Genomic DNA, 12,591 nt, shown 5'->3' on the forward strand with positions numbered 1-12,591 from the left:
GTCGTTTCGTGAGTACAATTAGGGGACTTTCTTAGTTTTTCCCCCTAGAGGGAGTGTCAAATAAGCTACTTAAACTGTTTTTTGCAAAAATACCCCACCTTATTTGTTGCATAACCCACCTTTTTTTGAAATATAAAAACACCCCGCTTTCAAAAAACTAAGTTCAATGAAAGGGGGTGTTTTGAATTTGTTGGAACAAATGTCAATTTATTGACAATTATTGTCCTTCTATTTTATAAGCTTTCGTCCAATTTTAACTTGTAATCATGAGCACCTTCAGCAAAGTTACTTTTGTAAACATCTGTACCAGTACCCCACTTTTTCCAGTTTACTTCCACTCGGTTATCCCCAATTACGATATTGACTAATTTCTCTTTCATTTGCTCAGCAACTTTCTGATATTTTTTAGAGAATGCCAGATTGTTCAATTCGTTAGGGTCTTTTTGTAAATCATAAAGACAAGGGTCCAAATCTTTATAACTAGCCGTAGTAGCCCATTCCATATCTTTACCTCTTACTTTATTTGGTCTTGATTGAATAGAAAACATGAAACGCTCTGTTCTAATGAATGCTCTAGGACCCGTCACTGCATGACTTTCTCCAATGATATAATCTCTTTTTGGTGCTTCTTCAGCTACTACCTTTGCCATATCCAAACCATCTAAGTAAGCAAAGTCATCACTTTGAATATCTGCACCACCAGCTGCTAGAATAGTAGGAGCGATGTCTACAAACTCAGTGAAATCTCTTACAACTTTACCCTTAGGGAATTTTTTCTTATCTGAAGAAACCACAATAATTGGATTGTGTACGTCTACATCCCAAGGAGAGAATTTAGAAACAGAACCGTGTTCATTTAATTTCCAACCATGATCACCACATACATAAACAATCAACCATTCTTGGTTTTTACTTTCACTGTATTTAATAAAAGCATCTACCGTTTCACCGATTAAACGGTCGCCATAAGCACAGAATGCATAGTAATCCTGTACCATTTTTTGCTTTTCCTCATCCGTAAAATGATCTGAATACCCTCTTTTTACCTGATTCTTAAGTTGTTTAGGCATTTTGTTCATTTCATTCGCATCCAATTCAGGAACATTGTACGTGTATTTTTGGAAACGTTTTCTGTAATCAGCAGGAGGAAGGACAGGCGTGTGCGGGAAATCAAAACCTACATGACAGAAAAGTGGTTTAGAGTCGTCAATACCCTTGTAGGTTTTACTGCCAATTTTAAAGGTAGAAGCATCATTTTCTAGATAATCCACTAGCGCTTGTGCATACACGCCATCACGTGTTTTACCGGCAGGTTGTGAACTTACCCCAGATAAAATACCCCCTGAAAACGGTGTTTGAGGCCCTTTTTTATCATTATAATGTCTGAGTAGGTCGTATTTATCGTAGGCTTTTTGTGCAGAACCTTTGTATTCAGGCTTCATTTCTTCCAAATCCTTGGAGATATAAATGACCTCACCATTTTCTTGTACAACATATTCAAGGTTTTTAATAGGTTTCTCTAATTTCTCACCTTCCACTTGAGAAGCCCAGTCTTTCCCCCAGTCTGTCAATCGATCCTTATGAAGGGATTTAAAATCAATATCAGTTTCATAGATCTTATGGCCTTTTGTTTTGCCATTTTTCTGTAACTCTTTGATTCTGACCCCTAGTTTACCAATATGCAATGTTTGATAACCCAAAGCCTGCATTTGTTCCGGTAGCGTAGGCTTAAAGTGAGGTAAGCTATTATTATAGTATTCAAACTCATAAACGCCAGAACGGAATGGGTACCTTCCTAAGTGCATAGAAGTTCTAGAAGGAGCACATCCTGCAGCTTGACAGTAGGTATTAATAAAGGTAGTTCCCATTGAAGCCAAGCGGTCTACATTGGGGGATTCAACATAGCCTAGTTTACTGTTTTTCTCACCTGTTAGCATTTTATTGAATGCTCGGATAGAATCATGTCTTTGATCATCAGTTAGAAGCCATAGGACATTAGGCTTGCTTTGTGCCATTAAGTAGTTATTAAGGCACATGAAGAAGATCAAACAAGAGTAAAAAGTTGTCTTTCTCATTTCATTCTTAAGATTTAGAAAAAAAAGTTTAAAGTACATTTCAAAAAATTAGGAAGTAGTCACCATCTAAGATAAGCTTGTTTTAAATTCCTGATGAAGTAATTATACCTTATTATATAATATATGAATTTCAACATCTCATTTGCAACATGCTCAAGTACATTGATTAAGATGTACAAAGTTATTCAATTATGGTTGGCCCATTCGTTGAAATGCTTAAAATATGTAGTTGTAATTTTACAGAAGGCAAGTTAGACTACTAAAATCAGATCCTTAGCCAAAAATAAGGCCTAAGTAGTGGGGGATTTTTAATTTGAAAACTCAAATGTTAGAGAATCTTAAAAAAAATCATTGAAAAATAAATGTTTTTTTTACAAATAATGTAGTATTTTTGGTAACGCTGCAGGGGGGCTTCTTTTTTTCAATTTACCATTTTTTAATTATACAATCTATCCCCCTATATTTTAAACGTAAAATAGTCACTTTTATATGAAAAACATTACTATCTGTCCAAAAATGAAGAATATCCATGTTCGTAATCTGTTGTTTAGGTATTTTTTTCAAAAAGGGGATGTTTTGAAATGATCCTTCCCTCATAGCTCCATATTTCTTCAAAACAGTGCTCATTTATCCCCCTATTTATGCACAATTTGTTTTAAAGAATTTTAAAAGTCCAAGCTAATTTTGAAGTATGAAATGAATGTTCAACTTATTACACAAAAGCGAACTATGTGGAAATGTGTTAAACTGTCGTATAGTCTCCATAAGGTATTGATATTATTTCTTATGGTTGGTGCTATGCTTTCAGTAGAGGCCTATGGCCAGAAAAAGAAAAATGTTATTACAGGTAAAGTAGTCGATGAAAATGGTTACCCATTGCCTGGAGTAAATGTCGTGATTGAGGGAACAACGCAAGGTAGCGTAACTAATTTTGAGGGTATTTATAAACTGATAGTCCCAAATAAACAAACAGTTTTAAAATTCTCTTCAATTGGTTATAGAGACCAAACAACAAAAGTAGGTGATCGTATTGTGATCAACATCAACATGGAATTGGATGTGAAAGCATTGGATGAAATTGTGGTGATTGGTTATGGCGAGCAGAAGAAGAAAGAAGTAACCGGTGCCGTTGGTAGAATGGACGGAGAGGAATTACTTAAAAATGCTACTTCTGATATGGCCAGTGCATTACAAGGTCAGATTGCAGGTGTAAACGTGCAAGCCTCTTCAGGTCAGCCAGGTGCGGCGGCCAACATTATGATCCGTGGTCTGAGTTCAGTAACGGGTTCTAGTACTCCTTTATATGTAGTGGATGGTGTCCCGTTTGACGGCGATCCGGGATTATCTCCAAATGAAATTGCAACAGTTGACGTATTAAAGGATGCCGCTTCTGCAGCAGTTTATGGTACAAGAGGTGCCGCAGGTGTCATCTTGATTACTACGAAGCAAGGTGATGAGGGTCAGATGAAAATCAACTTCGATGGTTACTATGGTATCCAAAAAATTACATCTGGTGTTCACACAATGAATTTTGAAGAGTATATGTATGCTGAGAACATCAGAATCAGAAACTTGAATGATGTAAACAATAAAGAGAATTTCTGGACTCCAATTCAGGAAAATGCAGCAGCGTTTACGCGTGATACTGAAATGACGAGTGTAATCATGAGAGATAACGCTCCAGTTCAAAACTACAGTTTAACAGCTTCAGGTGGTCAAAAAGGTTTTAGATATAGCCTTACTGGTAACTACTTCTCACAAGATGGTTCAGTGATCAACTCAGGTTTTGAGCGTATGAGTCTTCGTTCAAACTCAGTATACAAGAAAAAGAAGTTTACTTTTTCTACAAACTTAGCCTTAAAAAGAGAAGAAAGAGCTTACACTCCTGTCACATTATTAACAGATGCCTATAGACACAAACCTTACCAACAAGCGGTTGATCCAAATTCAACTATAACATTAATTGACGATGAAAACACGAACAACGTTCAGAACCTTGCTTTCATCCAAACAAAATTACACCGTGATGATCAAAGTATCTTAAATCAAGCAAACTACAACTTCAAGTTGGATTATGCAGTGATGAAAGGCTTGAAATTGTCAACACGTTTTGGTGGTAGTGTAACAGAAGATACTCGTACGTTGATTGAACCAATTATTGAATCTTACAATAACCAAGGTGAATTGGTATCTATTAATGGTTACAGATCTGGTGTGAGACAAACTAGTGGTAGCAGAGATAACTGGTCTTGGGAAAGTATGGTGAATTACACTAAGAAATTCGAAGGTCATGAGTTCAGAGTGTTGGGTGTATTCTCTTTAGAAAACTATAATTACAATTCATTCTTTGGTTCAAGAAGAGATTTAGTTAGTAATGATATCACTGTAATTAACGGTGCTACTTCAGATAACTTAGCAGGTAACCAAACTGGTTTCTTACAAAATAAAACAACACACTTAGTAGGTGTGTTGGGTAGATTACAATACAACTACAAAGGTCGTTATCTATTCAGTGCTAGTGTAAGACGAGATGGTTCATCTAGATTTGCTGAAGGAAAACGTTGGGGGATTTTCCCATCAGTTTCAGTAGGTTGGAACGTAGCAGAAGAGAACTTCTGGAAAAACAGTGTAGGTGAAACGGTAAATACATTTAAGTTTAGAGGTAGCCACGGTACTACTGGTAACCAAAACTTCTTAGACTATAGTTATGCAGCAAGTGTTGATCTTTATAAGGATGCTGTATTTGGTACTGGTGGATCTGAAAGTTTAAGTTCTGGTGCGGCTCAAGGAAGTTATGCTAACGCTAATGTACAGTGGGAAACTACAATTCAAACTAACCTTGGTTTAGATTTAGGTTTCTTCAATAATAAACTAACATTGACAGCTGATGTTTATAACACTGACAAAGAGGATATGTTATTCCCTGTTCTAATTCCTTCTTCTACGGGTGGTGGTATGACACCTCAAGTAGTATTGAACGTAGGTAACATGAATAACAGAGGTATGGAATTCTCAGCGAATTATAAGCATGTTGGCAAGAAAGATTTCAGCTGGAACGTTGGAGCAACATTCTCTAAAAATGAGAATAAGATCACTAAAATGGCGGGTACTAACAAAGAATCTTACATGAGAGGTAGTGAAGCTGTAACAATTGGTGGTAATGCACAAGATAAACTGTCTGTGTTGAAAGAAGGATATGAAGCAGGTGCTTTCTTCTTGATCGAATCAGATGGTATCTTAAGAACACAACAAGAAGTAGACGAGTACAATGAAATCTTCAACGTTGGTGCAAGAATTGGTGATTTAAGATTAGTAGATCAACCAACTGTAGATACAACAGGCGATGGTATTCCTGATTCAGGTGACGGTATCATTGATGATCAAGATAGAGTATATATGGGTAGTGGTATGCCTGACTACGAAGTAGGTCTTAACTTAGGTGGATCTTACAAAGGATTTGATTTAACGGTACAATTCTATGCAGCCATTGGTGGTGAAGTAATCAATGGTAATAAGGCTTATGCTTACCAACAAGGTGTTCATAGAGATATGGTTTATCAGTGGACTGAAGCAAACTTTGATTCTGAGATTCCTGCCAACAGAGGTGGTGGTCACGAAAACTATAGAGGTCGAAATGATATCTATATCGAAGATGGCTCATTTATTCGTTTACGTAACGTAACATTGGGTTACCAATTACCAAACACATTAACGAAGAAAATGGGAATCAGTAAATTAAGATTCTACGCAACAGCAATCAATCCATTGACATTTACAAATTACTCAGGTTTTGATCCTGAGGTTGGAAACAATGGATTAAGTACAAGAGGTATTGATAAGGGTACTTACCCTGTAACAGCATCATACCGTTTTGGTTTACAGTTTGGCTTCTAATCAGTATTAAAACAATGAAAAAGAAATTATATAAAGTTATATTAGGTACCTTATTGGCCTCATCAATGTGGTCATGCCAGAGTTTTTTGGAAGAGACAAACCCTAATGCTCTTAACTCAGATGATTTTGGTAGTACACCTGAGCAGTTAAATTCAAGTTTAACAGCGGTATACAGTACTTTCAAAGAAAAATCTTTATTGAATATCGTCAATGAGGTAAGACGTGATGACATTTGTTTTGTAGGTACTCAAAGTTTTCCATTGGTAGGCGATCAGCTATACCATAAAACTTATAACTCTGCAACGGCTACAATTGCCGATAAGTGGTCACGTATTTATAAAGGAATTTTCAGAGCAAACCAAACTATAGCAAATTACTATAAGGTTTATCCTGAAGAGTTTGAGTTGGATGAAAACGGAGAGGAGATTCCAATAACAGAAGATAATCTTCACCGTGTAGTATTAGGTCAAGCTCGTTTCTTTAGAGGTTTATTCCATTTTTATGCTTACAATACTTTCAATAATGGTAGAGTAGTAAAGTATGATTTTGTACCGACGGCTGAAGAAGACTTCTATCAAGCTCCACTAGAGCCTGAGAAGATGAGAGAGTTCATTCGCGAAGATCTTGAATTTGCTATGAAAAACTTACCTATTTCTTGGGCAGAAAGTCAAGCAGGTAGAGTGACAGCAGGTGCAGCTTCTGCCGTATTAGGAAAGACTTACCTTTATGAAGGTGACTATGAAAATGCGGCTTTATATTTTAAAGATGTAATTGATAATTATGGTTATGCTCTGACTACCAATTATATTGAAAATTTCAGAGAGGAATCAGAGTTTAATACTGAATCAATTTTAGAAGTTAATTACTCAAGTAATTTCAATACGGAGTTTAATATCAACGACGATGCTTCAACATCAAATGATATTGTAAGAGGTTTTGTCACAAGAACTTTCGGTGGTTGGGGTACACTACAACCTTCTTTCTGGTTAGCTTTACTTTACAAAAATGAGCCTATTGATCCTACAGATCCTAGAAACTATTATGTAAATGATGACGGAGAAACAGCATTAAGACCTTATTCACTTAGAGCTTCTAATTCTGTTGTGATGATTGATGATATTGTACCTTATTATCAAAGCTTACCTTATGAGTATGGAAATAAGTTGTTTAACCAAAAGCAAGCTTACTTTAGAAAGTACTCTCGTTGGGAAACTCGTACTACCGAACTAGGAGATGATAATGTTGCTCGTTCAGGAATGAATGTAACTGTAATTCGTTTGGCGGATGTTTATTTAATGTATGCAGAAGCTTTAATTAAAGGTGGTTCTGATGCAGCAGGTGTAAACGAAGCATTAAGATATATCAATAAAGTGCGTTACCGTTCAGCTTTAGAATTAATTGGTCCTTCTTCAGTAAGTGATTACACGGGATCTCAGCATAATGAGAAAACGTACTCAGCACAAGAATTAATGGAGCACTTAATGTACATTGAGCGTCCATTGGAATTAGCTGTTGAAGGGCACGCAATTCGTTGGTTAGACCTTAGAAGATGGGGTGTTATTGGTGATCGTTTCAAAGATCTAGCAGAACGTAAATATCATGTAGATAAGTACGTGACTCCAGATAATAAGAATATTTGGGCATCGGTACTTTATGAAGGAGAGGATCCTGCAGGAAGAACTCACTTAAATAGAGTGGAGTTTGAAACTTCCGCTCAAAATTATGTACCACAATTACATGATTACTTCCCTATCCCAAGTGTGGAAAGTGCAGCTAATCCTTACTTTAACTAATAGCAATAAGTACACAGACATGACCATAGCATAGTACTGTCTGTGTACTCATTCACTATCAAATTTTGAAATAAATGAAAACATTACAATATATATTTAGTGCACTTACTTTATTATTATGCTTGAATGCATGTAATAATAAAGAATATGATGTGCCGAATGAGTTCTCGGATGCCATGTGGTATACGAGTAAGTCAAATACAAACTTCAATTTTGCAGATACAATGAGAGTAGGTCTGAATAGTTTTATCGCTTTTTCAGATTTATCAAGAGGTACAGTTGATCACGGTTGGACTATTCCAACTAGTGCTAAATTCTTGGCTGGTGAAATTGAAAATACGGTAAAAGATTATACACCTTATATTGTAAACGAAGGGGAGACTTATTCAGAAGAAAAATCAATCAGTGTTCTTTTCACTGAAGCATCTGGTAAAAATGAAGCTGGTGAGGATTCTGCTTTTGTCGTAAATCTTTACAATACATTTAGAGATTCTGTTTCTTTTGCAGGACTTGATACAATGGAGTCTGTATTTGAAAATGGACTTTGGACAATGAACACTGATTTCTATGTGAAAGTATATGATACAATTACAGTAGAAATTGAAATCTATAAAGAAAATGGAGAGAAGTTAGAGAACATTATGGACTCTACAGTAACTCATGATATTGAATTTGGTGAGAAGATTAGATTTGTTGATGTAACTACTAAAGGTGAGCCTGACGCTCGTTTATGGAAAATTGGCGGTGTAGAATTTAAGGATCAGGAAGTGTTATACACTACAAATGCTATGGGAAGACTAAGTGTAAGCATTACTTCGAAAAGAGAAGATCAAAACTTACCAAACGAATCAAAATTCTTAAACTTACCTTCTAAAATCAACATTGTAAAATCTACAAAACCATTTGAATTATCAGGTGAGGTAGTAGAAATGGAAGATCAAACAATCAAAGTGGCTTATAATGGTCTTTTTGAAACATTTACTAGTGCTGTAGGTATGGATGCATTTACTGTAAAAGTAAATGGTTCGGATGCTGCAATTTCTTCAGTGATGAGAAACGAGGATAATAATGCTCAAATTGACATCAAATTAGCAGAAACTATTTATAGCAATGATGTGGTCACTGTCACTTATACTGGTGGTTTAGAAGCTACAGATGGTAGAGTAAGTGGAGGTTTCACGGATGAGGTTGTAAAAATGCACCAAGTAATTCTTCATGCTCCACACGTACCTACAATGGAAGGTGATATGTATACTCCAGAAGGAACGACTGAAAGTAATGCAAATGCAACTTACGAATTAAGAGACGCTCCTGATGGTTCGGGTGAAAAAGTATTCTACATGGTGAAAACTTCTGGCCCACTTCAAATGAACGGTAAAGGTAGCCGATTCGAAATGAAGAAAGGTAAGAAATATAAAATTAGCTTTAACCTATGGTCTGAAGTAAATGCTAAAGGATTTAAGATCGCTTTATTTGATCACCAATGGTGGACAGGTGTAAGTATCTTTAATACTAACCAATTTGAAGGTAGACAATTAAATCAGTGGGAACACTATGAGTTTGTTTACGATAAAACTTCAGATGATCAATTAGCATCTTATTTCATTCTTCAATTAGGTAATAATGGTCCATACCATTTGAAAGACCTAAGTATTGAAGAATATGACGATAGACCTGTTGTTGAATAGGCAAATCAAATCGTATTTTTTATCAAAAATGGACAATTGACTCTAGGGTCGGTTGTCCATTTTTTTATACATCCTTTTTAAAGAATTATTTCCAAAAAGAGTGCTTCTCTTTAAAAACAGCTTAGAATCCTATAAAATGATATAATAACTCAATGAATTGAAAGAATTGAGATAACATATTTGTGACCTGATGTCTAGTTTTGTGACATAGATTAATGAAAAGAAATGAAATATATGTCTTACTACTTATAAGGCATTCATAAACGAAAATAGATCATCTATTATTTTTTAATATAAATATTCAATAGATGAAAAATAGGAAAATATGGAAAGTACTGTAGCCGAAAATATTGATTTGAAACCATCAGTGGATGAAGGGAAAAATGATAAAGTAATTGATAAGAAATATCTGTTGCCTTTTGCTTTAATATCATCATTATTTGCCTTGTGGGGATTTGCCAATGATATCACGAACCCTATGGTATCCGCCTTCCAAACGGTGATGGAAATTTCTACCTTCAAAGCATCATTAGTTCAGTTTGCCTTTTATAGTGGCTATTTTACAATGGCACTTCCAGCGGCCATTTTGATCAAAAAATATTCATATAAATCGGTGATTTTAGTAGGGTTAGGACTGTATGCTACAGGATGTTTGTTATTTATTCCTGCAGCACAATATCAGATCTTTGGCTTCTTTTTAATATCGCTTTACATCATCACATTTGGCTTAGCGTTTTTAGAAACAACAGCAAATCCTCTTATATTATCATTAGGTTCACCTGCAACAGCAACAAGAAGACTTAACTTTGCTCAATCATTCAATCCAATAGGATCAATTACAGGAATGTTTGTAGCTCAGCAGTTCATTCTTTCGAACCTTGATTCAGCTGAGAAAGCGGCAGACGGATCGTTGATTTATACCACATTATCAGCGGTTGAAAAAGAAGGAATTCGCTTACATGACCTTATGGTAATCAGAGATCCATATGCTCTTTTAGGTGTAGTAGTAATTGCAATGTTTATTGTCATTGCTCTTACAAAAATTCCTCAAGAGAAGCAGCCAGGCAAAGAATTTAGTGTTATGGATACGATCAAGAAATTAGCAAAAAACATCGACTATAGAGAAGGTGTGATTGCTCAGATCTTTTATGTAGGTGCTCAGATTATGTGTTGGACATTTATAATCCAATATGCAGAAAATATTGGCTACACTAAGGCTGAGGCACAAAGCTTAAATATTATTGCAATGTTCATTTTCTTAGGATGCCGTTTTGTAGCTACATTCCTGATGAAATACATCAACTCCGCATTATTACTAGCTCTATTTGCAATAGGAGGGGTGTCAACAATTAGTATTACGATTTTTGTTGGAGGTGATACAGGTTTATATGCATTAGTAGCCACATCCGCATTTATGTCATTAATGTTCCCAACAATTTATGGGATAGCATTAGACAAAGTAGGAGAAGACAGTGAGTTTGGAGCAGCGGGATTAGTAATGGCTATTGTAGGTGGAGCATTGATGCCACCTTTACAAGGAAAGATGATTGATCAAGATGTTATTTTTGGAATTGATGGAGTTAATTTCTCCTTTATTTTACCACTTATATGTTTTGTGATCATTGCAATATTTGGATTTAGAAGATACGACAAAGGATAAAAATTCACTTAATTATTAGACTACTTATAATATTTAAAGGTTAAACAAAGGCTCTCTTTTGAGGGTCTTTTTTTTATTTGTAAAATACAATTAAATAATTGATATACAGAATATTAAATATTTAAATTTGATTGATATTATTCACTTTTTTAGTTGATAAATGTCTGCTTTTGTTAATATTTAAACTGTCATATTTATCATGTGAAAGAAAGGCCAATTACCTTCTTTAACCTTTATTTTTTGTGTGATTATTTATTAAAATATTTGATGAGTTATGTTGGAAAGCAGACGTATTTATTTACCCCCATTAAGTTTAGTTGGCCCAGATTCTTTAAAAGAATTAGTGGAAGAATTAAAAGGTCTTCCTTATAAAAAAGCATTATTAGTGACTGATAAAGCACTGAATGAATTAGGAATGGCAAAAACAATTGCTGATATGATTGTGGAGGCAGGGTTAGAATATGTTATTTATGATAACGTACAGCCTAATCCTACCACGGAGAATGTGCATACTGGTTTGAAAAAATTACAAGACGAACAATGTGATGTAATTATTTCATTAGGTGGAGGTTCTCCTCAAGACGCAGCAAAAGCAATTGGTATTTTAGCAACTAATGGCGGTAATATAGCTGATTATGAAGGGGTACATATTTCAAAATTACCTTCAACGCCTATTGTGGCCATTAATACTACAGCAGGTACTGCTAGTGAGGTTACTATTAATTACGTTATCACTGATGAAAAAAGAAATGTGAAAATGGTAATGGTAGATAAAAACTGCCTAGTTTCCATTGCCGTCAACGATCCGAAGTTAATGATCGGAATGCCTAAATCTTTAACTGCAGCCACTGGTCTAGATGCATTAACTCATGCCATAGAAGCTTATATTACAGTTGGTGCATTCCATTGGTCAGATGATTTAGCACTTTATGCCATCAAGTTAGTATCACAATCATTAGTGAAAGCAGTAGAGAATGGACAAGACCTAGAAGCAAGAAGTAAAATGGCTTGGGCTCAGTTTATTGCAGGACAATCTTTCTCCAATGCAGGACTTGGTTTTGTTCACTCCATGGCACATCAATTAGGTGGTCAATACGACATTCCTCACGGTGTTGCGAATGCAGTGCTTTTACCTCATGTAATGCGTTATAATGCTAAAGTATGTGCAGCTAAATTGAAAAATGTTGCAGAAGCAATGGGTGTTGATGTTACAGGAATGACCAACGAACAAGGGGCCGAAGCAGCGATTGACGCGATTACTAAAATGGCGGAAAGAGTAAATATTCCATCAGGAATCGGTGCTTTAGGTGCCAAAGAAGAGGATATTGAGTTAATGGCCGAAAATGCATTAAAAGATATTTGTGCTCCTGGTAATCCAAGAGAAGTAACTTTTGAGGATGCGGTAGAGTTGTTTAAAGTTGCAATGTAATTACTGAGGTCAAACGCATTGAAAACTGAATTTTGGGGTATTTGTGATTTTT

The 12,591-nt window shown here is 35.5% G+C and carries 6 protein-coding genes; 5 read left to right on the plus strand and 1 reads right to left on the minus strand.

Annotation, left to right across the window (positions count from 1 at the left end; genetic code table 11):
• Positions 1 to 233: 233 nt before the first annotated feature.
• A complete protein-coding gene (locus IC221_RS18875; RefSeq protein WP_223241428.1) occupies positions 234 to 2,015 on the minus strand; it encodes a sulfatase-like hydrolase/transferase in 1,782 nt (593 codons plus the stop codon).
• A 789-nt stretch (positions 2,016 to 2,804) separates the two neighbouring features.
• Here IC221_RS18875 and IC221_RS18880 point away from each other — a divergent pair.
• The 5 genes from IC221_RS18880 to IC221_RS18900 all read left to right on the plus strand — a co-directional run bounded on the left by IC221_RS18880 (position 2,805) and on the right by IC221_RS18900 (position 12,539).
• Positions 2,805 to 5,969: a TonB-dependent receptor gene (locus IC221_RS18880; protein ID WP_223241429.1), complete on the plus strand. Its 3,165-nt coding sequence runs from the start codon at positions 2,805 to 2,807 to the stop codon at positions 5,967 to 5,969.
• Positions 5,970 to 5,983: 14 nt separating this feature from the next.
• Positions 5,984 to 7,762, plus strand: coding sequence for a RagB/SusD family nutrient uptake outer membrane protein (locus IC221_RS18885; protein WP_188170455.1), 1,779 nt, complete (start codon positions 5,984 to 5,986; stop codon positions 7,760 to 7,762).
• A gap of 74 nt (positions 7,763 to 7,836) precedes the next feature.
• Positions 7,837 to 9,450: a SwmB domain-containing protein gene (locus tag IC221_RS18890; protein ID WP_188170456.1), complete on the plus strand. Its 1,614-nt coding sequence runs from the start codon at positions 7,837 to 7,839 to the stop codon at positions 9,448 to 9,450.
• 325 nt (positions 9,451 to 9,775) lie between these two features.
• On the plus strand, positions 9,776 to 11,110 hold the full coding sequence (gene fucP, locus IC221_RS18895) for an L-fucose:H+ symporter permease (protein WP_188170457.1): 1,335 nt from the start codon (positions 9,776 to 9,778) through the stop codon (positions 11,108 to 11,110).
• A 274-nt stretch (positions 11,111 to 11,384) separates the two neighbouring features.
• Entirely contained in the window at positions 11,385 to 12,539 is a 1,155-nt protein-coding gene (locus IC221_RS18900) for an iron-containing alcohol dehydrogenase (protein WP_188170458.1), read from the plus strand.
• Positions 12,540 to 12,591 lie beyond the last annotated feature (52 nt).

The organism is Flammeovirga sp. EKP202, from assembly GCF_014534745.1.
Classification (GTDB): Bacteria; Bacteroidota; Bacteroidia; order Cytophagales; family Flammeovirgaceae; genus Flammeovirga.

What these genes read in the sequence shown, in the direction of transcription:
- IC221_RS18875 (WP_223241428.1), bottom strand. Translation starts at nt 2,015, where the DNA reads ATGGCACAAAGCAAGCCTAATGTCCTATGGCTTCTAACTGATGATCAA.
- IC221_RS18880 (WP_223241429.1), top strand. Translation starts at nt 2,805, where the DNA reads ATGTGGAAATGTGTTAAACTGTCGTATAGTCTCCATAAGGTATTGATA.
- IC221_RS18885 (WP_188170455.1), top strand. Translation starts at nt 5,984, where the DNA reads ATGAAAAAGAAATTATATAAAGTTATATTAGGTACCTTATTGGCCTCA.
- IC221_RS18890 (WP_188170456.1), top strand. Translation starts at nt 7,837, where the DNA reads ATGAAAACATTACAATATATATTTAGTGCACTTACTTTATTATTATGC.
- fucP (WP_188170457.1), top strand. Translation starts at nt 9,776, where the DNA reads ATGGAAAGTACTGTAGCCGAAAATATTGATTTGAAACCATCAGTGGAT.
- IC221_RS18900 (WP_188170458.1), top strand. Translation starts at nt 11,385, where the DNA reads ATGTTGGAAAGCAGACGTATTTATTTACCCCCATTAAGTTTAGTTGGC.